Below are 22,278 nucleotides of genomic sequence, written 5' to 3'. Positions count from 1 at the left end.
GGAGCTAACGCCCGAGCGCCGCCATGGCCGCGTTGTGTCCGGGGATGCCGCTGACCCCGCCGCCGCGCAGCGCCCCCGCGCCGCACAGCAGCACGTTGGCGTGCGCGGTCTCCACGCCCCACCGGCCGCTGTCCTCGCGCGCATGCGGGAAGGCGAGGTCCCGGTGGAAGATGTTGCCGCCGGGCAGCCGCAGGTCCCGCTCCAGATCGAGCGGCGTCCTGGCCTCCAGGCACGGCCGGCCGAACGCGTCCCGGGCCAGGCAGTCGGTGAGCGGCTCCGCCAGATGCCGGTCCAGGGCCTCCAGCGTCGCCTCCAGCAGCCGCGCCCTGGTCCTCTCGTTGTCCCGCGCGAACAGCCGCGCCGGCGTGTGCAGCCCGAACAGGGTCAGGGTCTGGTAGCCCTCGGCCGCCAGTTCCGGCGCCAGGATCGACGGGTCGGTGAGCGAGTGGCAGTACAGCTCGCTGGGCGGCGTCTCCGGCGGCTCCCCGGCCGCCGCCTGCCGGTAGGCGTCCGCCAACTGCCGATAGCCCTCCGCCACATGGCAGGTGCCGGCGAACGCCTCCCGCGGGTCCACGTCCGGATCGCGCAGCCGCGGCAGCCGCCGCAGCAGCATGTTCACCTTGAACTGCGCGCCCTCCGGGGCCGGTTCCGGTGACGGCTCGCCCAGCAGCCGGGCGAGCTCCGCCGGCGCCGCCCCCACCAGCACCTGGTGCGCGCCCACCACGCCCTCGGCCTCGAAGGTGCGGTACCGCACCTCGGCCGCGCGGCCGTCGGTGTCCACCGCCGTCACCTCGTGCCCCGTGGCGATCTCCGCGCCCGCGCCCAGCGCCGCGGCCGCCAGCGCGTCCGTCACCGCCCCCATCCCGCCCACCGGCACGTCCCAGTCGCCGGTGCCCCGCCCGATCACGTGGTAGAGGAAACAACGGTTCTGCCGGAGCGCGGGGTCGTGCGCGTCGGCGAAGGTCCCGATCAGGCCGTCGGTGAGCACCACGCCGCGCACCAGATCGTCGTCGAACGCCGCCTCCACCGCCTCGCCCAGCGGCCGCTCGAACAGCGCCGCCCAGGCCGCGGGCTCGGCCACCCGCTCGCGCAGCGCCTCCCGACTCGGCAACGGCTCGGTGAGGGTGGGGAACACCCGCGCCGCCACCCGCCGGGTCATCCCGTAGAACCGCTGCCACGCCTCGTACTCCCGGTCCGAGCCGGTGAGCCGCGCGAACGCCTCGCGGGTCCGCTGCTCGCCGCCGCCGACCAGCAGCCCGGTGTGCCGCCCGTCCCGCACCGTGGGCGTGTACGACGAGAACCGCCGGCCGCGCAGGTCCAGCCGCAGCCCCAGGTCCGCCACGATCTCCCGCGGCAGCAGGCTCACCAGATAGGCGTACCGGGAGAGCCGGGCGGTGACGCCGTCGAAGGCCAGGTCGGACACGGCCGCGCCGCCGGTCCGCGGCAGCCGCTCCAGCACCAGCACCCGGCGGCCGGCCTGGGCGAGGTAGGCGGCGGCGACCAGACCGTTGTGGCCACCGCCGACGATCACGACGTCATACGAGCTGCGGAGGGGCATGACACTTGGTAACACGCCGCGTCCGCCCCGGCCAGCGGCGTGGCCGGATCCTCTGGTCGGCCGGGGCGGGCTGGCGTAGGGTCCGTCACGCCCCGCACCCCGGCCGAACGCGGGACGCCGTGCCCGCCAGGCCACCGAGAGACGGAGGACCGGATCGTGGACGACGCCGTGACGCTGCCGGCGATACCGGCGCCGCTGCGCTGGCTGAACACCCCCGTCGACTGGCGGGTCGACGGCCCGGACGCGCTGACGGTCACCGCCGGCCCGCGCACCGACCTGTTCACCGACCCCGGCGGCCCCGACCGCTTCGCCAACGCCCCCGCCCTGCTCGGCGACCCGTCGGGCGACTTCACGCTCAGCGCCCGGGTCACCGTGTCCCTGGCCGAGACCTACGACGCGGGCGTGCTGCTGCTCCACCGGGACCCGGACACCTGGGCCAAGCTGTGCCTGGAACTCTCCCCGCAGGGCCGGCCGACCATCGTCTCGGTGGTGACCCGCGGCAGCTCCGACGACGCCAACGGAATCGCGGTCGACACCGGAGACGTCTGGCTGCGGATCGCCAGGATCGGCGACGCCTACGCCTTCCACGCCTCCACGGACGGGAGCTTCTGGCAGCTCGTCCGCTACTTCACCTTCGGCGGCGCCGCCCAGGTCGGCTTCCTCGCCCAGTCGCCGCTCGGCCCCGGCAGCACGGTCTGGTTCACCGGGATCGCGTACGCCCGGCGCACACTGAGCGATCTGCGCGGGGGAAGCTAACGACCCGGTCCCGGCCGTAAACTGGAGGGTCGTCTCCGCAGAAGAGACGTTCCCCCCGAAGGAGCCCATGCCAGACAGCACCCCGCCCCGGGGCGCGGAGGCCGAGGACGACGCCTCGGCCCCACCGCCGCCCGCACAGATCCGACGTATCCTCCGCCTCTTCAAGCCCTACCGCGGCCGGCTGGCCGTCGTGGGGATACTGGTCGCCGCCTCCTCCCTGGTCGCCGTGGCCTCCCCGTTCCTGCTGCGGGAGATCATCGACACGGCGCTGCCCGAGCGGCGCACCGGACTGCTCGCCCTCCTCGCCCTCGGCATGATCGCCACCGCGGTCACCAGCAGCGTCTTCGGCGTGCTGCAGACGCTGCTCTCCACCACGGTCGGCCAGCAGGTCATGCACGACCTGCGCACCGCCGTCTACGCCAAGCTCCAGCAGATGCCGCTGGCGTTCTTCACCCGGACCCGCACCGGCGAGGTGCAGTCCCGGATCGCCGGCGACATCGGCTCCATGCAGGCCACCGTCACCTCCACCGCGACCTCCCTGGTGTCCAACCTCACCGCCGTGGTCGCCACCGTGGTCGCGATGCTGGCGCTGGACTGGCGACTCACCCTGGTCTCGCTGGCGCTGCTGCCGTTCTTCGTGTGGATAGCCCGCCGCGTCGGCCGGGAGCGCCGCCGGATCACCACGCAGCGGCAGAAGCAGATGGCCGCGATGGCCGCCATCGTCACCGAGTCGCTCTCGGTCAGCGGCATCATGCTCGGCCGCACCATGGGCCGGGCCGAGGCCCTCACCCGGAACTTCTCGGCCGAATCGGGCCGGCTGGTGAACCTGGAGGTCCGCGCCAGCATGGCCGGACGCTGGCGCATGTCCACCATCGGCATGATCATGGCGGCGATCCCGGCGCTGCTCTACTGGTCGGCCGGCGCGATGATCCAGCTCGGCGGCACCCCGCCGTCGATCGGCACCCTGGTCGCGTTCGTCAGCCTGCAACAGGGGCTGCTGCGCCCGGCGGTGTCCCTGTTGTCCACCGGCGTCGACATCCAGGCTTCGCTCGCGCTGTTCCAGCGCATCTTCGAGTACCTCGACCTGCCCGTGGACATCACCGAGCGCCCGGACCCCGTGACCCTGCACCGGGCCCGCGGGGAGGTCAGATTCGAGAAGGTCACCTTCCGGTACGACCCCGGCACGCCGCCCGCCCTGGACGGCATCGCGCTGACGATCCCGGCTGGCGGCTCGCTCGCCGTCGTCGGCCCGACCGGCGCCGGCAAGAGCACCCTGGGCTACCTGGTGCCTCGGCTGTACGACGTGACCGAGGGGCGGGTCACCCTGGACGGTGTCGACGTCCGCGACCTGAGCTTCGACTCGTTGGCCCGGGCCGTCGGCGTGGTCTCCCAGGAGACCTACCTCTTCCACGCCTCCATCGCCGACAACCTGCGGTTCGCCAAGCCCGACGCCAGCCAGGCGGAGCTGGAGGCGGCCGCCCGGGCCGCCCAGATCCACGACCACATCGCCGGGCTGCCCGAGGGGTACGAGACGCTCGTCGGCGAGCGCGGCTACCGGTTCTCGGGAGGCGAGAAGCAGCGGCTGGCCATCGCCCGCACCATCCTCCGCGACCCGCCGGTGCTCGTGCTGGACGAGGCCACCAGTGCGCTGGACACCGGGACCGAGCAGGCGGTGCAGCTGGCCATCGACGGGCTGTCGGCCGGCCGCACCACGCTGACCATCGCCCACCGGCTCTCCACCATCCGGGACGCCGACCAGATCGTGGTGCTGGACGGCGGGCGGATCCTGGAGCGCGGCACCCACGAACAACTGCTGGCGCTCGACGGCCGGTACGCGGAGCTCGTGCGCCAGGACAACCGCGAGCGGCAGGTGGTGGAGGTCGAGGCGGCACCCTGAAACCCACCCCGAAACCGGGGGTACCACCCTCGCCCATAAAACTGTGCGAACGGTCGTGCTACTATCTGCTCCTCCGAAGACCGACAAGCCATGGAGCCACCGGCCATGAACCTCACGACCGGCGTCGTCCGCACCACGCTCGCCGCCCTCGCCCGGGTCGCCCCGAGGGCCGCCGCCGGGGTCGCCCTGCCACTGTTCCGCACACCCACCGGCCGCAGCCGGCTCCGGCCGGCCGAGGAGCCGGTGATGCTCCGGGCCCGCCCCGACCGGTTCGAGGTCAACGGCAAGGCCGTCGACGTCTTCGCCTGGGGCGACGGCGCGCGCCCGGTCCTGCTGATGCACGGCTGGCAGTCCCGGGCGTCGCGGTTCGCCCCGCTGATCGCCGCGCTGCTCGACCGCGGCTACAGCCCGGTCGCGTTCGACGCGCCGGGCCACGGCGGTTCGGGCGGCCGCACCACGACGATCCTGGAGTACCGCGAGATCGCCCGACGGCTGCACCAGCGGCACGGCCGGTTCACCGCCGTGATCGCGCACTCCATCGGCGGCCTCGCCGCCTTCTTCTCGGTGCGCGAGCAGGCGCCGGCCGACCGGGTGATCACCCTCTCCGCCCCGGCCGACTTTGACCACGTGGTCGACCGGTTCTGCGCGCAGCTGCGGCTCGGCCCCCGGGTCGGGACGGAGCTGCGGCGCCGGATCGAGAGCCGCATGTTCCCCGAGGAGCGGGACATCTGGGCCCGGTTCGCCGCCACCCACCGCCCCGCCGACCTCACCCAGCCGATCCTGGTCGTCCACGACGAGGCCGACGACGTCATCGATCCTGGCCAGGCCCGACGTCTGGTCGCCGCCTACGGCCAGCAGGCCGACCTGCTGGTCACCCGGGGGCTCGGCCACCGCCGGATCATCTCCGACCCGCGGGTGGCGGAGGCGGTGCTGGACTTCCTCGCGGCCACCGAGACCACGGAGACCGCCGAGGGCATCGAGCGCATCGAGACCGTGACGACCCCGGCGGACGCCGTGCCCGTACCCGAGGGCTCAGCCGCCGACCCGGTCGGATAGTCCCGGGAACTCCAGGCCGGCCGGATCCGCGGCCGCCTCCCGCAGCAGCCGCCGGATCGCCACCTCGGCCCGCCGGTACCCGGAGTCGTCGTCGTGCAGCACCGACTGGGCGTTCGCCATCTCCAGCAGCGCCATCAGCTCGAACGCCAGCTGGCCGATCTCCGCGTCGGGCCGCAGCTCACCCCGCGGCCCGGCCCGCTCGATCATGCCCTCGACCAGCTCGACCCAGTCCTCCCGCGCCCGCGCCACGGCGTCCCGCACCGGCCCGCCGCGCGCGCTGAACTCCGCGGACACCGCCGTGAAGAAGCAGCCGCCGGGGAAGACCCGAGCCCGGGAGTAGTCCAGGTACCGCTGGCACAGCTGCCACACCTGCCCCAGCCCTTCCGGGACCTCCCGCGCCGGCCGCACGATCTGGTCGGCGAAGACCGCGACGGCCGCCCTGATGGTCGCCAGCTGCAGCTCCTCCTTGGAGCCGAACAGCGCGAACACGCCGCTCTTGCTCAGGCCCAGCTCGCCCGCGATGCGCCCCAGCGACAGCCCGTCCAGGCCCTCGACGGAGGCGATGGCCATGGTGCGGCCCAGCACCAGCCGGCGGGTCTGGTTCCCCCGCTCCACCCGCCCGTCCGTCCGCGCTCCGGCCACGGCGCCGCCCTTTCCGTCAGCAGAAACCCCATGCTACCGACGGTGTCCGGGGCCGGCCCCGGTGTCGACCGGTCAGCTGAGGCGGCCGGCGGCGGCCAGGTCGTCGAACACCGCGTGGTCCACCGGGGCCGTGCGGTGCCGGTCGGCCAGGCTCAGCCACGCGATCTCCGCGATCTCGCTGCTGGCCGCCAGCGTCCCCCGGTACTCGCCCGTGTAACAGGCCAGGACCAGGGTGCCCGGCGGATGCCCGTCCGCCTGCCCCGTGTACGTGCCCAGATGGGTCACCGTCTCCGGCAGCAGCGTCACCGTGAGCTCCTCGCGTACCTCGCGCAGCAGCGCCGCCAGCTCGGCCTCGCCCGGCTCCCGCTTGCCGCCGGGGATGTAGAAGAGGTCCCGGCCGCGGGACCGGGCGCCGAGGATGCGGCCACCCTCCAGGTGGACCCACGCCACGGCCTCGATGAGCTGCGCCAACGTCCTCCGCCTCGCCTTCCGCCCGCGTGCTCCGGACCGCCCCCGAGGCGCTCTCGCCCGGGGACCCGCACGATGGTGTCATGGAGTCCTGGGGGTGTGCGATGGAGAATCCGGAGAGCCCGGACCGGCGGCCCTACGGCGACGGGCCCCTGTGGTTGCATCCCGACGACGACCTGGCGCCCAACCGGCCGGGCGAGACGCTGCACGGCCGGATCGCGGCCCTGCCGGCCGGCGCTCCGCGCCGGCTGCTCGACCGGCTGCTGGTGCGGTCGGCCGAGGCGGACGAGCTGCGGGCCCGGCTGGTCGGCGAGCAGGCCGCCGGGACCCGCCTCGACCGGCTCGCCGAGGCCGGCTGGCGGGTGCTGCACTCCGTTCCGCTGCCCGGCGCGGCCGAGGTCTGCCATCTGGCCATCGGGCCGGGCGGCGTGCTGAGCCTCCGGTCCGTCTTCCATCGCAACGCGCGGCTCCGGGTGGACACCGACGGCGTCGAGGTGACCAGGGCGCTGCGCCGCCACCGCGTGCCGCACGTCCGGAGCTGCCGGCGGGACGCGCGGCGCGCCGCGCACGCGCTCGCCCGCAGCCGTGGTTTCCCGGTCGAGGTGCGGCCCGTGCTGGTCTGCGTCGCCGCGGCCGGCGTCACCGTGTCACCCGAGCTGCGGGACGTCGAGGTGCTCACCGAGCACGAGCTGCCCGCCCTGGCCGCACGCGGCGGCGTGCTCAAACCTGACGTGGTCGAGGCGCTCTACGGCCTCGCCCGCGACCGGCGCACCTGGCGCGACGTGTGACGCCCACGTTCTCGTCCGATCAGCGGATCGTGCGCGGCCGGGCCGGCGCCGGCTCCGGCGGGAAGACGCAGAACTCGTTGCCCTCCGGATCGGACAGCACGTGCCACCGGACGCCGTCCCGGGGCGGGGTGACCAGGCGGGCGCCCAGCGCGATCAGCTCCTCGGCGTCGCCCCACACGTCCAGATGCACGCGGTTCTTCGCGGTCTTCGGCTCCGGCACCCGGTTCACCCAGATCAGCGGACCGTGGCCGGTGGGGTCGTGGATCGGCACCGGCCACTCGGGGCGCGGCGGCTCGCCGCCGTCCTGCTGGTGGCGCTGGTAGCCCAACGCGGTACACCACCAGTCGGCGAGCGCCTGGTGGTCGTTGGCGTCCATGGCCAGGTCCTTGAAACGCGCGGGTGACATGGCGCGAGCGTAGGCCCTGCACGACCGAAGTCCACGCATCCACCGGCGCGTGCCCGCAGCCGCACCACCACCGAGCGTCTCGTTCACGCCCGGCGGCGCGGCGCCGCGTCGACGCCGGCCGGGAGACCGTGCGGCGGGGCCGGCGTCAGCAGGCGTTCGGGCTCGCCCGGCGCCTGGGTGACCAACCAGAAGCCGGGCTCGCCGTCGACGGTGCGGGGTTCGAAGGAGATCCGGGCGAAGCCGGCGTCGGGACCGGCAGCCGCGGCCAGCCGGTCCAGTTCCCGCTCCACCCGGGCCCACGCGGCGTCCGGCACGTACTGCCGCATGATCGAGTGCCACACCACCGTCAGCGTGCCCGGCTCCAGCTCGACGTTGGCGAGGAACTCGTCGGCGCCGGCCGCCTCCACCGTCGCCGGCACCTTGGCGGCGATCCCCAGCGCGCCGTCGAGCCGCGCCCGACGCTCGTTCTGGTCCGGCCACAGATACGCGCGTAGTGCCAACGAGCCGTCTTGCGTCAGCGGGTCGATGGGGGAGGGATCGCAGCCCCGCCGCTCGACGATGCGCAGCGACGGATGGCGCTCGGCCCCCGCGCGCAACCAGCCGGGCACCTCCCCCCGCCAGGTGTCGGTGAGGTGGACCGGCGAGTCCACCGGACCCCATACGAAGTCCCCGGCCGTGTAGCGGAACTGCTCGGCCCGCAGGTTCAGCCCCGCACTCGACCCCAACTCGAACAGCCGGACCGGGAGCTGCGCCGTCGGCACGGTGTGGAGCAGCCCCGCCACCAGCAGGCTGGACCGGCCCACCTCGTTCGTCTGGGGCGGGTTGCGGAGCCACGCCCGCACCCACTCCGGCTCCGCGGCGACCACCTCGCGGAACGCCGGCCACGCCGCCGCCGGCCGCGCCGGGTCGAAGGCGCCGCCGGCGCTCGGATAGTGCGCGGCCAACTCGGGCGCCCGGCCGGTCAGCACCAGGGCGTGCACCCCGCCGAGCAGCCGCAGCGGCACCGCGTCGTCGAACGAGGCGTCCAGATATCCCGCGATCGCCGCCGCGCACGGCCCGCCGTCGCGGATGTCCCGGGCCACCTGCTCCAGCAGGGCGGCGTAGAGCGGGGAGCCGAGGCGGGCGCAGGCGGCGGCCTGCTGGGCGAAGGCGCCGGCGGCCACTTCACGGGGCATCGTTACTCCTCACTCGGGAACGCACCAAGATCATGGGGCCGGGACCACCCGTTACGGAAGACGCGGGGCGGGGCGATGTTGCAACCGCCGCCGGTCGTCCTCGCACATCTGGGCCCGCGAGACGCTGCGCTCATGGTGGCATCCGCCGGTCCCGCCGCGCGCCCCGCCCTCCGCGAACCGGGGACCGTGACGGCCGCACGGCGAACCCGGGCTTCTACCATGGGACGCCATGAGCACGCCGACCATCGCCGTCTTCACCCGTACCACCGGCTACCGACACGAGTCCATCCCGCGCGGCGTCGACGCCTTCCGCGAGTTGGGCGCGGAGCACCGCTTCGACGTGTCGGCCACCGAGGATCCGGAGGAGCTGGCCGCCGCCCTGCCGGACTGCGCGGCCGTGGTGTTCCTGTCCACCAGCGGCGAGGTACTCACCGACCCGACCCGGGAGGCGCTGCGCCGGTACCTCGCCGACGGCGGCGCCTTCGTCGGCGTGCACGCCGCCGCATGCACCGAGTACCAGTGGCCCTGGTACGGCGAGTCGCTGGTCGGCGCGGTCTTCGACGGGCACCCCGACCTCCAGCCGGGCGTCGTCGCGGTGGAGGACCACGACCACCCCGCCACCGCGCACCTCGGCGAGCGCTGGGAGTTCACCGACGAGTGGTACAACTTCACCGCCAACCCGCGCGGCCGGGTCCGGGTGCTCGCCTCCGCCGACGAGTCCAGCTACACCGGCGGCCGGATGGGCGCCGACCACCCGCTGGTCTGGTGCCACGAGAACGCCGGCGGGCGGTCCTTCTACACCGCGCTGGGCCACACCGACGAGTCCTACGCGGACCCCGCCTTCCGCGCCCATCTGCTCGGCGGGCTGCGCTGGGCCGCCCGGTGGCCGCAGCCGTGACCGGCGGCCCCGACCCGGTCCTCACCCGGGTACGCGGCGACATCACGGGGCAACACGTCGACGTGGTGGTCAACGCCGCCAACTCCTCGCTGCTCGGCGGCGGGGGAGTGGACGGCGCCATCCACCGCGCCGGCGGCCCGGAGATCCTCGAGGAGTGCCGCGCGCTGCGCGCCTCCCGGTACGAACACGGCCTGCCCGTCGGCCAGGCGGTCGCCACCACCGCGGGCCGCCTGCCGGCCCGCTGGGTCGTGCACACCGTCGGCCCGGTGTTCTCCGCCCGGGAGGACCGCTCCGAGCTGCTCGCCTCCTGCTACCGCGAGTCGCTCCGGGTAGCCCACGAACTCGGCGCCCGGACCGTCGCGTTCCCCGCCGTGTCCACCGGGGTGTTCCGCTGGCCGCTCGCGGACGCCGCCCGCATCGCGGTGACCACCGTCCGGGCGGAGGCGCGCCCGGGACGCTTCGCGGAGCTGCGCTTCGTGCTCTTCGACGAGCCCGCCCACCAGGCGTTCGGCGCGGCCCTCGGCTGAGCCCGTGTCATCCGGCCCGACCCCGGGAATCCGGCGCGAGCTCGACGCCCGGCCGCTGCCGTCCCGGCCGCCGGAGCCGCACCGTCCGGCGGCGGCCGTCCCCGCCCGCCGGGGACCCGAACGACGTCAGCGCGACGCCGCCGACCAGCAGGACCGCGGCCAGCCAGCGCGGCCCGCTGATCCCCTCGCCCAGCAGCAGGGCCGCCGAGGACATCCCGAACACCGGGACCAGCAGCGAGAACGGAGCCACCAGCGAGGCGTGGTAGCGGCGCAGCAGGAAGCCCCAGACGCCGAAGCCGAACAGCGTCGCGCCCCAGGCCACGTAGACCACGGCGCCCACCCCGCCCCAGCCCAGGCCGGTCAGCGCCGCCCAGTTCTCCCGGCCGCCGTCCATGAGCACCGACAGGACCGTCAGCGGCAGGATCGGGACGAGGCTCACCCACACCATGAAGCCCAGCGCGTCCTCCGGCGCCGCCCGCCGGGTGAGGACGTTCGACACGCCCCAGCACACGGCCGCGCCGATGACCAGCGCGAAGCCGAGCACCGGCCCCGAGGCGCCCTCGTCCAGCGCCGCCACCGCGATGCCCACCAGCGCCACGCCCATCCCCAACACCCGGGCCGGACCCGGCCGCTCGCCGAGCACCAGCGCCGCGATCAGCGCGGTGAACACGGCCTGGCTCTGCAGCACCAGCGACGACAGCCCGGCCGGCATCCCGGCGTCCATCCCCACGAACAGCAGCCCGAACTTCGCCACGCCGAGCGCCAGCCCCACGGCGACGATCCACCTCAACGCCACCCTCGGCCGCGGCACCAGGAAGACCGCGGGCACCGCGGCCACCAGGAACCGGAGCGCGGAGAACAGCAGCGGCGGGAACTCGTCCAGACCGGCCTCGATCACCACGAAGTTGACGCCCCACACCGCGGCGACGAGGACGGCGAGGCACAGGTGGGTGGGACGCATGCGTCGAGCATCCCGCCCCACACTCCCGGGGCACCAGCGACAATCCCTTAAGCCGATCGTTCAGCAACGCTGACGCGTCGTCGGACGCGGCGGCGTCAGCTCACCGGCTCGATGAGTTCCACGGCGCGCAGCCCCGCGCCGAGCGGCAACGGGTCGCCGGCCCGGTCGGCCGCCACGTCGAGCACCGTGTCCACCAGCTTGATGGCGTGCTCGTCCCCGTGCGCCGCCGCCCGCGCGAACAACTCCTCGCCGGTCACCCCCGCCGCGTCCGGCGGCCGATGCGGGCCGTCGGCCGGTGCGTACGCGGCGACCACCGCCGCGCTCGCCGACCAGGCCCACAGCAGGCTCGCCGGCCACAGCTCCCGGGGCAGCGCCGGCAACGTCCGGCGCACCGCGTTCGGCGCGGTCGCCGCGTGCACCAGCATCACCGGCTGGCCGTGGGCGTGCGAGGCGTAGTACCCGGTGGCCCCCCGCACCAACTCGTCCAGCCGCTCCGGCACCCCGTCCGGCGCCACCGTTCCCGGCTCCACCCAGGCGGGCACCTCGCTGAGCTGCGCCAGGCGGTGCCTGATGCCGCCCGAGCGGTCGGCCACCGGAGGCACCGCCCGCAACGCGTGCCCGGCGCCGACCGGCGCCGGCAGCGGGACCACGCCCACGGGCAGCGGCTGGTGCCGCGCCGCCCAGTAGCCCAGGCCGTGCGCCAACTCGGCGCGGCGGGGCTCGTTCTCGCCGTCCCGCAACAGCACCCGCACCGCGTGGCCCACCCGGATCACCGGGTGCGTCGCCGCCGCGGCGATGCCGGGCAGCAGCCGCGGCCACCAGGCGGCGAGCACCTCCCGCCACGGCCGCTCCGCGAGCCGTTCCTCGAAGTACACGGCCCAGTCCGCGAGGTAGCGCGGGTCGCCCAGGCGCTCCTCGCGGTTCTCCTCGGTGATCCGGTCGTACCGCCCCGGCCGCTCCTCGAGCCGCCGCGCGTAACCGTCCAGCCATCGGTGCACCCGGGCGCCCTCCCCGTGCCGCACCAGGGCCTCCACCGCCATCGGCCCGTGGTTGCTCAGCCAGTCCTCGAACTCCGGACCCGTGCGGTGCAGGCGCAGCAGCGCCTCGTCCAGCGTGCCCGTCTCGTCCCTGTCCATCCCCCGAACGTACGCGCGGCCCGGCGGGCGGATAACCGGCCGGGGACCCAACCCCGACGCGCCGCTGGACCTACCCCTGGTCCTAGGTCCGCCGGCCGGCCGGCGGACCATCCCGCCCCGGGTAGGCTGAGCGGCCGGCAGCGGCACACGACGACGGAGGACGAGGCGATGACGGAACTGCGGGTGGCGGCGGAGGTCGCGGAGGCGTTCCCCGCCCTGGCGATCGCCGCGGTGGTCGCCGAGGACCTGCGGGCCGAGGAAACCTGGCCGGAGACCGAACCGCTGCTCTCCGGCCTGGAGACGGCGGCGACGGAGGGCGCCTGGCAGCCGCTGGCCGAGACCGACCCGCTGCTGGCCACCTGGCAGGAGGCGTACCGCGCCTTCGGTACCAACCCGCGTCGCTTCCGCCCCAGCATGGACGCGCTGGGCCGGCGGCTGGGCAAGTCGGGGCGGATGCCGCGCGTCAACCCCGCCGTCGACGCCTACAACGCCGTCTCGGTGACCCACGGCGTCCCGGCCGGGGCCCTCGACCTGTCCGCCGTGCGGGGCGACATCCTGCTGCGGTTCGCCGTGCCCGGCGACGTCTTCGTCCCGCTCGGCGAGCCGGCGGAGCGCGAGGAGGCGAGGCCCGGGGAGGTGGTCTACGTCGACCGGGCCGACGACGCGGCGGTGCTGACCCGGCACTGGAACCACCGGGACAGCGACCGGACCAAGGTCACCCCGGCCTCCCGCCACGTGCTGTTCCTCATGGAGACGGTCGAGCCCGACGCCGGGCGCAAGACGCTCGACCAGGCCGTCGATCAGCTCGCCGCCCTGCTGGCCGGCCACGCCACCGCCGTCACCCGCCATCTGCTCACCCCGGACGAGCCGGCGGCGCGGCTCGCCTGACCCCCGCGCCGCTCGGCCAGGGCGGTCTGGCGGGTCAGGCGGCCGTCCCCCGGCCGGCTGCCGCCCCGCCGCCCGGGTCACGCCCCAGCAGGCCGAGCAGCTGGTCCTGGCGGCTCGCCGACGCGGGCACCCGGACGGGCGCGGCGAAGAACGCGCCCTGCAGGGCGCCGGGCAGCTCCCTCGTGTAGTCGTACACCAGCGCGACCAGGTCCCCGTCGATTCCGTCGTCGGCCCCGACGCCCCGGGCCAGGTCCCAGGCGTGCACCGTGAGGTCCATGACCATCTGCCGGGCGTACTCCGCCGCAGGCGTCGGCCCTCCGCTGGTGTGCACCGTGCCGTCCAGCGCCCCCGGTTCGTGGAAGGCGTCCCGCGAGTCGGCGGCCGCCCGTTCCCAGGCGCGCACCGGGTGATCGCCCAGCACGTCCCCGTCGAACCGGTCGCCCACCTCCTCCAGCGTGGCGCCGCGCAGCAGCCACGGCGCCCACAGGTGCTCGCCGGTCAGGTGGTTGACCAGGTCGCGCACCGACCACGAAGTGCACGGCGTGCCCCCGTCCCACTGGTCGTTCCGCACCCGGTGGACCCGGTCGTCGAACTCCGCGAGCCCTCGGTCGAAGGCGTCAAGCAGTTCCAGTTTCATGGGCGGCGGCACCTCTTTCCGCCCCTTTCAGGGCGAATGCGACATCTAGATCACATGCTAACCAGGGCCACCTCCAGGGCGCGCGGTCCGTGCACCCCCTCGACGCGGTTCAGCTCGATGTCACTGGTGGCCGAAGGGCCGGAGATCCACGTCTGCGGCCGCCCCGGCGTCAGCCGCCCGAGCGCCTGCGACACGGAGTCCACCACCTGCTCCGGCACCCGGACCACACACACGTGATGATCCGGCACCAGCGTGATGCGGCGCCGCCCCTGGTCGGGCCCGCCGTCCAGCACGATCGTGCCGGTCTCCGCGATGGCCACGGCACATCCGGTGACCACGCTGTCCACCGCGTCCAGATCATGCGGCGTCAGCTCGGCCGCGTCCGGCACCCGGCGGACCTCCGTCGCCGCCAGCCACTCCTCCGGCAGCCCGGCCGGCACCACCACGCTGGCCGAACCGCGGGCCGCCAGCAGCCGGCCCACCAGCTCCGGCAGCCCGGCGGCGTCCGTCCGGTGCACCACCGCCCGGTAGTCGGCCAGGTGCTCGGCCAGCATCTCCACCGCGTCGGCGGGGAAGTGGCTGGTGAGGTAGTCGCGCGCCACCGGCACGTCGTCCGGCGTCTCCTCCCGCGGCACGTCCGCCAACGCCCGCCGGATCCGCCCCAACACCACGTCGCGCCCGCTCATCGCCCGTCACCCCGCCGCCGGTCCCGGCCCTCGACCGGGCCCGCTCCTTCGTCCCCCGCCCCGCGGGTGCGCCGCCACCAGTCGCGGAACGACTCGGCCGGCACCGCGGGCACCTCCCGGGTCTCCGTCCACGCCCGACCGGGACCCGGCAGCCGCCGCGGATGCAGGCGGCGGGTCCGGGACGCCATCCGCTGCCCCGCCCGCAGCGCCCGCGGATGGTCCAGCGCCCAACGGGCGGCGCGCATCGCGGCCCGCTCCGCCGCATGGCCCTTCGCCGGCCTGATCCGGGTCCGGGTGCCGCGCACCGTGACCTCCCCGCCCTGCACCACCCGCTCCCGCAGATGCACCAGCACCTCGGGAATGTCGATGGCCACCGGACACACCTCGTAGCACGCCCCGCACAGCGACGAGGCGTACGGCAGCGAGGCGTCGAGATCCGTCGTGGTGCCCCGCAACTGGGGCGTGAGGATCGCCCCGATCGGCCCCGGATACGCCGAGCCGTACGCGTGGCCGCCGGCCCGCTCGTACACCGGGCACACGTTCAGGCAGGCCGAGCAGCGGATGCAACGCAGCGCCTGCCGGCCGACGGTGTCCGCCAACGCGTCCGTCCGGCCGTTGTCCAGCAGCACCAGATGGAACTCCCGCGGCCCGTCGTCGTCCGACGTGCCGGTCCACATCGAGGTGTACGGGTTCATCCGCTCCGCCGTGGACGACCGCGGCAACAGCTGGAGGTACACCTCCAGGTCCTGCCAGGTCGGCACCACCTTCTCGATGCCCACCACCGAGATCAGCGTCTCCGGCAGGGTCAGGCACATCCGGCCGTTGCCCTCCGACTCCACCACCACCAGCGTGCCGGTCTCGGCCACCATGAAGTTCGCCCCGGACACGCCCACCCGGGCGTCGAGGAACTTCTGCCGCAGGTGCAGCCGCGCCGCCTCCGCCAGGTCGGCCGGCGCGTCGCTCAGCCCCTCCGGCGCGGGGCGCCCCCAGTCCGCCATCCGCTCCCGGAAGATGTCCCGGATCTCGCCACGGTTGCGGTGGATCGCCGGCACCAGGATGTGCGACGGCAGATCGTCGCCCAACTGCACGATCAGCTCGGCCAGGTCCGTCTCGTTCGCCCGGATCCCGGCGGCCGTCAGCGCGGCGTTGAGGCCGATCTCCTGCGTCGCCATCGACTTGACCTTCACCACCTCGTGCTCGCCGGTGGCCTGCACCAGCCGGGTCACGATGCGGTTCGCCTCGCGCGCGTCGGCCGCCCAGTGCACCTGGCCGCCCGCCGCCGTCACCTGGCGCTCCAGCCGCTCCAGATAGTGGTCCAGATGGCGCAGCGTGCGGTCCTTGATCGCCGCACCCGCCGCCCGCAGCCCCTGCCAGTCCGGCAGCTCCGCCACCGCCCTGGCCCGCTTGTCGCGGATGGTGTGCGTGGCGTGCGTCAGGTTCGCCCGCAGCGTCTCGTCCCGCGTCGCCGCCGCGGCGGCCTCGGGAAACGCCGGCATGCCCAGATACGTCCCGCTCACCGTGCTCGTCCGTTCGCTTCTCCGCCCACGCGGCGTGGTGCGGGTGTCGTGGCGGTGTGCGGCCCGGCAGCCGCGTGTGCGTCGCTCACCGTGCTTGTCCGTTCGCTTCTCCGCCCACGCGGCGTGGTGCGGGTGTCGTGGCGGTGTGCGGCCCGGCAGCCGCGTGTGCGTCGCTCACCGTGCTTGTCCGTTCGCTTCTCCGCCCAGGCGGCGCCAGACACCGTCCCTCACCAGGGCTCCTCCTCCGTGCTGGCCAGGATCTCCGCCAGATGTACCGGACGCACCGGCGAGCCGAGCCGGGCCAGCGTGCCGCCGATGTGCATCTGGCAGGAGTTGTCCACCGTGCACACCGCCTCGGCGCCGGTGCCCGTGACGTTCCGCGCCTTGTCGGCGCCCATCGCCGCCGAGACCGCCGCGTTCTTCACCGAGAACGTCCCGCCGAAGCCGCAGCACTCCTCCGCGCCCGGCAGGTCGACCAGCTCCAACCCCTTCACCCGCTCCAACAGCCGGCGCGGCCGGTCGCCCAGCCGCAGCATCCGCAGGCCGTGACACGTCGGGTGGTAGGTCACCGTGTGCGGATAGAACGCGCCGACGTCCTCCACGCCCAGCACGTCCACCAGGAACTCCGTCAGCTCGTACGTGTGCGGCACCACCGCCCGCGCCACCCGCGCCAACTCCTCCCCGCGACCCTCCGCCGCCGCCCGCGCGCCGATCCGCGGATAGTTGTCCCGGACCATCGCCGCGCACGATCCCGACGGCGTCACGATGTGGTCGTAGCCCTCGAAAGCCCGGGCGAACCGGTGCACCAGCGGCTCCGTCTCGTGCCGGTACCCCGTGTTGTACTGCGGCTGCCCGCAGCAGGTCTGCTCGGCCGGGAAGTCGACCCGCACCCCCAGCCGCTCCAGCAGCGTCACCACCGCCTGACCGGTACGCGGATACAGCGCGTCGTTGACGCAGGTGACGAACAACGCGACCCGCATCCTCACTCCTTCCCGTCGGCCACCCGGGCCGCCGCCCGGTCCCACGCCGCCCGGCCACCCGTGGGTTCATGGTGCCGCAGCTCCTGGGTGGCGCGCAGCAGGGACCGCAGCTCCGCCAGCCCGCCGTCCACCACCCCCGCCGCCCGTGCCTGCACCAGCACGTTCCCCAGCGCCGCCGCCTCCGCCGGGCCGGCCACCACCGGCAGCCCGCAGGCGTCCGCCGTCAGCTGGCACAACAGCTCGTTGTGCGCGCCGCCGCCGACGACATGCACCGTCTCCACCTCCCGGCCCGACAGCCGCTGCGCGTCCAGCACCGCCCTCCGGTGCGCCAACGCCAGCGAGTCCAGCACGCAGCGCACCGTCTCCGCCGGATCCCGCGGCTCCGGCTCACCGGTCCGGCGACACGCCGCGGCGATCCGCTCCGACATCCGGCCCGGCGCGATGAACTCCGGGTCCCCGGCGTCCACCACACTGCGCAACGGCTCCGCACGCCCGGCCGCGGCCAGCAGCGCGGCCAGATCGCCCGTGCCCGCCACCCCCGCGGCCCGCCACGCCCGCAGACACTCCTGCAGCAGCCACAGCCCCATGATGTTGCGCAGGTACCGCACGGTGCCGTCCACGCCCAGCTCGTTGGTGAAGTTGGCCCGACGACTGTCCTCACCCAGAACCGGCGCGTCCAGCTCCAGCCCCGCCAACGACCAGGTGCCGGTGGCGATGTAGGCGAACCGCTCACCCTCCGCCGGCACCCCCACCACCGCCGACGCCGTGTCGTGCGAACCCACCGCCGTCACCGGCACCGGACCGGCCAGGCCGGTCTCCTCCAGCACCTCCGGCAGCAGCCGGCCCGCCGCCTCGCCGGGCTGCCGCAGCGGCGGGAACAGCCCCAGGTCGATCCCCAGCGCCTCGGCCACCGGCCGCGCCCAGTCCCGCGTCCGCGGGTCGACCAGCTGCGTCGTCGAGGCGTTGGTCAGCTCCGTGCCCGCCTCGCCCGTCAACCAGTACGTGATCAGGTCGGGGATCAGCAGCAGCCGCCGGGCCGCCGCCAGCTGCGGCCCGCCCCGCGCCGCCACCAGCTGGTAGACCGTGTTGAACGGCAGGTACTGCAGGCCCGTCGCCGCGTACAGCTCGGCCGCCGACAGCGTCTCCGCCACCCGCTCCGCCGCGCCCCGCGTGCGCTCGTCCCGGTAGTGCACCGGATTGCCCAGCAGCGCGCCGTCCGCGTCCAGCAGGCCGTAGTCGACCGCCCAGGAGTCCACCCCGACCCCGGCCAGCCGCCCGCCGCCCGCCCGCCCCGCCTCGCGCAGGCCGTCCAGCACGCCGCCGTACAGCGCCAGGATGTCCCAGTGCAGCGTGCCGCCGACCCGCACCGGGCGGTTCCCGAAGCGGTGCGCCTCCCGCAACGACAGCGTGGCCGGACCCGCGTACCCCAGCATCACCCGACCACTGGACGCCCCCAGGTCCACCGCGGCGAACGGGCGGCCCGCGTCGGCCGCCCCGCCCGCCCCCGCCGTCCCGGTCATCGCAGGAACGCCGCGGCCACCCCGGCATCCACCGGGATGTGCAGCCCCGTGGTCTGGCTGAGGTCCCCGCCGGTGAGCGCGAACACCGCCGCCGCCACGTGCTCCGGGAGCACCTCCCGCTTCAGCAGCGTCCGCTGCGCGTAGTACTCGCCCAGCTTCTCCTCCTCGACCCCGTACACCGCCGCACGCTTCGCGCCCCAGCCGCCGGCGAAGATGCCGGAACCGCGCACCACCCCGTCCGGGTTGACGCCGTTGACCCGGATGCCGTGCTCACCGAGCTCCGCGGCCAGCAGCCGCACCTGGTGCGCCTGGTTCGCCTTGGTCGCGCCGTAGGCGATGTTGTTCGGGCCCGCGAACACCCCGTTCTTGGAGGCGATGTAGACGATGTCGCCGCCCAGGTCCTGCTCGATCATCACCCGCGCCGCCTCCCGGGAGACCAGGAACGAGCCGCGCGCCATGATCGAGTGCTGCAGGTCCCAGTCCGCCGTCGTCGTCTCCAGCAGCGGCTTCGAGATGGAGATGCCCGCGTTGTTCACCACCAGGTCGACGCCGCCGAAGGCCAACACCGCCGCGTCCATCGCGGCCCGGATCTGCCCCTCGTCCGTCACGTCCACCGTGACCGGCACCGCACGGTCGGGACCGCCCAGCTCCTCGGCCACCTCCGCGGCCGTCCCGGCGTCGATGTCCGCCACCACGACGCAGGCGCCCTCGGCCGCCAGCCGCCGCGCGGTGGCCCGGCCGATGCCCGACCCGGCCCCCGTCACCAGCGCGATCCGGGTGGCCAGCGGCTTCGGCGCGGGCATCCGCCGCAGCTTCGCCTCCTCCAGCTCCCAGTACTCGATGCGGAACTTCTCCGACTCCTCGATGGGGGCGTACGTCGACACCGCCTCCGCGCCGCGCATCACGTTGATCGCGTTGACGTAGAACTCGCCCGCCACCCGCGCGGTCTGCTTGTCCTTGCCGAAGGAGAACATCCCCACGCCGGGCACCAGCACGATCGCCGGATCCGCGCCGCGCATCGCCGGCGAGTCGTCCGTCGCGTGCCGCTCGTAGTAGGCCCGGTACTCCGTCCGGTACTCCTCGTGCAGCTCCTTCAGCCGCTCCACCGCCCGCTCCAGCGGCGCGTCCGCCGGAACGTCGAGCACCAGCGGACGGACCTTGGTGCGCAGGAAGTGGTCGGGGCAGGAGGTGCCGAGCGCCGCCAGCCGAGGATGCTCGGCGCGGGACAGGAAGTCGAGCACCACCTCGTCGTCGGTGAAGTGGCCCACCTGCGGCCGGTCCGCCGAGGCCACCGCCCGGACCGCCGGGGCCAGCGCCGCCGCCCGGGCCCGCCGCTCCGCCTCCGGCAGCGGACGGAACTCCGACCGCACCGGCCCGAACGGCTCGGCGCGCCCGCGCTCCGCCAGGAACTCCTCGGCCGTCCGGATCATCCACAGCGAGTTCCGCTCGCAGTCCTCGCTGGTCGCGCCCCACGCCGTGATCCCGTGGCCGCCCAGCACACAGCCGATCGCCTCCGGGTGGGCCCGCTGCACCGCGGCGATGTCCAGACCCAGCTGGAAGCCGGGGCGCCGCCACGGCACCCACACCACCCGGGAGCCGAAGCACTCCTTGGTCAGCGCCTCCCCGTCCGCCGCGCAGGCCAGCGCGATCCCCGAGTCCGGGTGCAGATGGTCCACGTGCGCCGCCTCGACCAGGCCGTGCATCGCCGTGTCGATCGACGGGGCCGCGCCGCCCTTGCCGTGCAGGCAGTAGTCGAAGGCGGCGACCATCTCGTCCTCCCGGGCCACGCCCGGGTAGACCTCGCGCAGCGCCCGCAGCCGGTCCAGACGCAGCGTCGCCAGACCCTCGGCCCGCAGCGTCCCCAGGTCCCCACCGGAGCCCTTGACCCACATCAGGTCCACCGCGCCGCCGGTCACCGGATCCGTCACGGTGCCCTTGGCCGAGGTGTTGCCGCCCGCGTAGTTCGTGTTCCGGGGATCCGCGCCCAGCCGGTGCGAGCGCTCCAGCAGCTCGTCCACCGCCGCGGGCCGCGCCGTGTCCCCGTTCGGCGTCGCCGTCATCCCGCTCACGCTCCCCATCCGGCCTGCTGGCCGCCCTTCCGCTGTTCCACGATCTGCTCGGCCCAACCGGACCGCGCGTAGGCCGCCATCGGGTCGGGGCCCATGCCGTTCTCCTCGCGCAGCTCGGCCAGCAGCGGCCGTACGTCCGTGTTGTACGCGTCCATCAGTACCGCGTTCGCGCCCAGCACGTCGCCGTTCGCCTGCGCCGTGGCCAGCGCGTCGCGGTCCACCAGCAGGGCCTTGGCGGTGGCCTCCTGGACGTTCATCACCGAACGGATGATGGCGGGGATCTTCGGCTCGATGTTGTGGCACTGGTCCAGCATGAAGGCCACGTCGGGCGTGAAGCCGCCGCCGCCCACCACCTCGACCATGATCCGGAACAGCTGGAACGGGTCGGCCGCGCCGACCATCAGGTCGTCGTCGGCGTAGAAGCGCGAGTTGAAGTCGAAGCCGCCCAGCTTGCCCTCCCGGAGCAGCACCGCGACGATGAACTCGATGTTGGTGCCCGGGGCGTGGTGCCCGGTGTCCACCACCACCTGGGCCTTCGGGCCCAGCCGCAGACAGTGCGCGTAGGCGGTGCCCCAGTCCGGGACGTCGGTGCTGTAGAAGGCGGGCTCGAAGAACTTGTACTCCAGCAGCATCCGCTGGTCGTCGCCCAGCCGCTCGTAGACGGCCGCCAGCGCCTCGGCCAGCCGGTCCTGCCGGCCGCGGATGTCGTCCTGTCCCGGGTAGTTGGTGCCGTCGGCGAACCACAGCTTCAGGTCGCGGGACCCCGTCGCGTCCATGATGTCCACGCACTCCATCAGATGCCCGAGCGCCTTGCGGCGGACGGCGGCGTCCGGATGGCACACGCTGCCCAGCTTGTAGTCGTCGTCCTGGAACACGTTGGCGTTGATGGCGCCGAGCCGGAGCCCGCGCTCCTTCGCGTACCGGGCCAGGGCCGCGTAGTCGTCGACCCGGTCCCACGGGATGTGCAGGGCCACGGCCGGCGCGATGCCGGTGTGCCGGTGCACCTGGGCGGCGTCGTCGAGCTTCTCCCGGGGGTCACGCGGCACCCCGGACTGGGCGAAAACCTTGAAGCGGGTGCCGGAGTTCCCGTAGGCCCACGACGGGGTCTCGAGGGACTGCGAGGTCAAGGCCGCCTTGACGGCGGATGGGGCGGTCATGCGATCAGGGCTCCCGGGCCGATATGAATCGTTTCACTAAGGCGAAGCTAAGAGGGTGTGTCGAGCGCTGTCAAGGGCGCGTCGGAGCCGTCGCTCGCCCGGATGGCGTTCGGTATACCGACCGACAAGGGGATCTTGACGCGGCGGGACCGGGTGGCTAATTTCCCTGCCTGCCAGCAGTGAAACCTTTCAGGAAGGGTCGGGTGGCGGCCGTGCGGCGGGTCTGCTTTCTGCTGAAGGTCCGCGCGGACCGGATCGACGAGTACCGGGAACGGCACGCGGCGGTGTGGCCGGAGATGCGCGAGGCCCTGTCGGCCACCGGCTGGCACAACTACTCGCTCTTCCTGCGCGAGGACGGACTGCTCGTGGGCTACCTGGAGACCGAGGACTTCGAGGCGGCGCGCGCGGCCATGGCGGCCACGGAGGTCAACGCCCGCTGGCAGGCGGAGATGGCCGGGTTCTTCGAGGAGTTGGACGGTCGCGGTCCCGACGACGCGATGATGCCGCTGACCGAGGTGTTCCACCTACCCTGACCGCCCGGGCGCCGGGGACCCCC

22 protein-coding genes are annotated in these 22,278 nt (G+C 74.3%); 8 read left to right on the top strand and 14 right to left on the bottom strand.

All coding sequences use genetic code 11. The annotated features are described in order from the left end of the window. Nucleotides 1–4: 4 nt before the first annotated feature. A complete protein-coding gene (locus tag ABGB06_RS32575; RefSeq protein ID WP_347596664.1) occupies nt 5–1,558 on the bottom strand; it encodes an NAD(P)/FAD-dependent oxidoreductase in 1,554 nt (517 codons plus the stop codon). A 156-nt stretch (nt 1,559–1,714) separates the two neighbouring features. Here ABGB06_RS32575 and ABGB06_RS32570 point away from each other — a divergent pair, with 156 nt between their 5' ends. From ABGB06_RS32570 to ABGB06_RS32560, 3 genes are all read left to right on the top strand, one after another. Then, on the top strand, nt 1,715–2,314 hold the full coding sequence (locus tag ABGB06_RS32570; RefSeq protein WP_347596662.1) for a DUF1349 domain-containing protein: 600 nt from the start codon (nt 1,715–1,717) through the stop codon (nt 2,312–2,314). A 67-nt stretch (nt 2,315–2,381) separates the two neighbouring features. After that, on the top strand, nt 2,382–4,211 hold the full coding sequence (locus ABGB06_RS32565) for an ABC transporter ATP-binding protein (protein ID WP_347596660.1): 1,830 nt from the start codon (nt 2,382–2,384) through the stop codon (nt 4,209–4,211). A gap of 105 nt (nt 4,212–4,316) precedes the next feature. Continuing rightward, the gene (locus ABGB06_RS32560) at nt 4,317–5,267 is read left to right on the top strand and encodes an alpha/beta fold hydrolase (protein WP_347596658.1); all 951 of its coding nucleotides are present in this window, start codon (nt 4,317–4,319) and stop codon (nt 5,265–5,267) included. Here ABGB06_RS32560 and ABGB06_RS32555 read toward each other — a convergent pair. Both ABGB06_RS32555 and ABGB06_RS32550 read right to left on the bottom strand, forming a co-directional pair. Beyond that, a complete protein-coding gene (locus tag ABGB06_RS32555; RefSeq protein ID WP_347596656.1) occupies nt 5,244–5,909 on the bottom strand; it encodes a TetR/AcrR family transcriptional regulator in 666 nt (221 codons plus the stop codon). The two genes, ABGB06_RS32560 and ABGB06_RS32555, sit on opposite strands and share 24 nt — an antisense overlap. A gap of 72 nt (nt 5,910–5,981) precedes the next feature. After that, nucleotides 5,982–6,380 carry an NUDIX domain-containing protein gene (locus tag ABGB06_RS32550; RefSeq protein ID WP_347596654.1) on the bottom strand — a complete coding sequence of 133 codons (399 nt, stop codon included), beginning with the start codon at nt 6,378–6,380 and terminating at the stop codon, nt 5,982–5,984. Between the two features lie 80 nt (nt 6,381–6,460). Between ABGB06_RS32550 and ABGB06_RS32545 the strand changes: the two genes are divergently transcribed. Continuing rightward, on the top strand, nt 6,461–7,165 hold the full coding sequence (locus ABGB06_RS32545; RefSeq protein ID WP_347596652.1) for a nuclease-related domain-containing protein: 705 nt from the start codon (nt 6,461–6,463) through the stop codon (nt 7,163–7,165). A gap of 19 nt (nt 7,166–7,184) precedes the next feature. On the opposite strand, the gene ABGB06_RS32540 is transcribed toward ABGB06_RS32545, so the two are convergent. Together ABGB06_RS32540 and ABGB06_RS32535 are read right to left on the bottom strand one after the other, a co-directional pair. Further along, nucleotides 7,185–7,571: a VOC family protein gene (locus tag ABGB06_RS32540; protein WP_347596650.1), complete on the bottom strand. Its 387-nt coding sequence runs from the start codon at nt 7,569–7,571 to the stop codon at nt 7,185–7,187. A gap of 83 nt (nt 7,572–7,654) precedes the next feature. Continuing rightward, nucleotides 7,655–8,746 carry a DUF2332 domain-containing protein gene (locus ABGB06_RS32535; RefSeq protein ID WP_347596647.1) on the bottom strand — a complete coding sequence of 364 codons (1,092 nt, stop codon included), beginning with the start codon at nt 8,744–8,746 and terminating at the stop codon, nt 7,655–7,657. 229 nt (nt 8,747–8,975) lie between these two features. On the opposite strand from ABGB06_RS32535, the gene ABGB06_RS32530 reads away from it, so the two are divergent. After that, a complete protein-coding gene (locus ABGB06_RS32530) occupies nt 8,976–9,644 on the top strand; it encodes a ThuA domain-containing protein (RefSeq protein WP_347596644.1) in 669 nt (222 codons plus the stop codon). After that, entirely contained in the window at nt 9,629–10,171 is a 543-nt protein-coding gene (locus tag ABGB06_RS32525) for an O-acetyl-ADP-ribose deacetylase (protein ID WP_347596641.1), read from the top strand. Before ABGB06_RS32530 ends, ABGB06_RS32525 begins: the two co-directional genes overlap by 16 nt. 7 nt (nt 10,172–10,178) lie before the next feature. Here the strand turns inward: ABGB06_RS32525 and ABGB06_RS32520 are convergent, their stop codons facing one another. Continuing rightward, complete coding sequence (locus ABGB06_RS32520; RefSeq protein ID WP_347596639.1) at nt 10,179–11,132, bottom strand: EamA family transporter; 954 nt, start codon at nt 11,130–11,132, stop codon at nt 10,179–10,181. A 95-nt stretch (nt 11,133–11,227) separates the two neighbouring features. Continuing rightward, on the bottom strand, nt 11,228–12,268 hold the full coding sequence (locus tag ABGB06_RS32515) for a questin oxidase family protein (protein ID WP_347596636.1): 1,041 nt from the start codon (nt 12,266–12,268) through the stop codon (nt 11,228–11,230). Between the two features lie 168 nt (nt 12,269–12,436). Between ABGB06_RS32515 and ABGB06_RS32510 the strand changes: the two genes are divergently transcribed. Next, nucleotides 12,437–13,156, top strand: a complete 720-nt coding sequence (locus ABGB06_RS32510) for a phenylalanine--tRNA ligase beta subunit-related protein (RefSeq protein WP_347596633.1) — start codon at nt 12,437–12,439, stop codon at nt 13,154–13,156. A 34-nt stretch (nt 13,157–13,190) separates the two neighbouring features. Here ABGB06_RS32510 and ABGB06_RS32505 read toward each other — a convergent pair whose 3' ends face one another. The 7 genes from ABGB06_RS32505 to rhaI all read right to left on the bottom strand — a co-directional run bounded on the left by ABGB06_RS32505 (nt 13,191) and on the right by rhaI (nt 21,722). Further along, entirely contained in the window at nt 13,191–13,793 is a 603-nt protein-coding gene (locus ABGB06_RS32505) for a TIGR03086 family metal-binding protein (RefSeq protein WP_347596630.1), read from the bottom strand. Between the two features lie 50 nt (nt 13,794–13,843). Further along, nucleotides 13,844–14,479, bottom strand: coding sequence for an LUD domain-containing protein (locus tag ABGB06_RS32500; RefSeq protein WP_347596627.1), 636 nt, complete (start codon nt 14,477–14,479; stop codon nt 13,844–13,846). Next, nucleotides 14,476–15,996, bottom strand: coding sequence for a lactate utilization protein B (locus ABGB06_RS32495; protein ID WP_347596624.1), 1,521 nt, complete (start codon nt 15,994–15,996; stop codon nt 14,476–14,478). The genes ABGB06_RS32500 and ABGB06_RS32495 overlap by 4 nt, the downstream gene beginning before the upstream one ends. Before the next feature lie 227 nt (nt 15,997–16,223). Then, nucleotides 16,224–16,976, bottom strand: a complete 753-nt coding sequence (locus ABGB06_RS32490) for a (Fe-S)-binding protein (protein WP_347596621.1) — start codon at nt 16,974–16,976, stop codon at nt 16,224–16,226. 2 nt (nt 16,977–16,978) lie between these two features. Beyond that, a complete protein-coding gene (locus tag ABGB06_RS32485) occupies nt 16,979–18,496 on the bottom strand; it encodes a rhamnulokinase family protein (protein WP_347596618.1) in 1,518 nt (505 codons plus the stop codon). Next, nucleotides 18,493–20,556: a bifunctional aldolase/short-chain dehydrogenase gene (locus ABGB06_RS32480; RefSeq protein ID WP_347596615.1), complete on the bottom strand. Its 2,064-nt coding sequence runs from the start codon at nt 20,554–20,556 to the stop codon at nt 18,493–18,495. The genes ABGB06_RS32485 and ABGB06_RS32480 overlap by 4 nt, the downstream gene beginning before the upstream one ends. Nucleotides 20,557–20,561: 5 nt before the next feature. After that, nucleotides 20,562–21,722, bottom strand: a complete 1,161-nt coding sequence (gene rhaI / locus ABGB06_RS32475) for an L-rhamnose isomerase (RefSeq protein WP_347596612.1) — start codon at nt 21,720–21,722, stop codon at nt 20,562–20,564. Between the two features lie 212 nt (nt 21,723–21,934). On the opposite strand from rhaI, the gene ABGB06_RS32470 reads away from it, so the two are divergent. Beyond that, a complete protein-coding gene (locus ABGB06_RS32470; protein WP_347596798.1) occupies nt 21,935–22,255 on the top strand; it encodes an L-rhamnose mutarotase in 321 nt (106 codons plus the stop codon). Nucleotides 22,256–22,278 lie beyond the last annotated feature (23 nt).

Source organism: Streptomyces sp. B6B3 (assembly GCF_039871525.1).
In the GTDB taxonomy this organism is placed as follows: Bacteria; Actinomycetota; Actinomycetes; order Streptomycetales; family Streptomycetaceae; genus Streptomyces.
The sequence above is the reverse complement of the archived record's forward strand: the minus strand, read 5'-3'. Positions and strand labels throughout refer to the sequence as shown.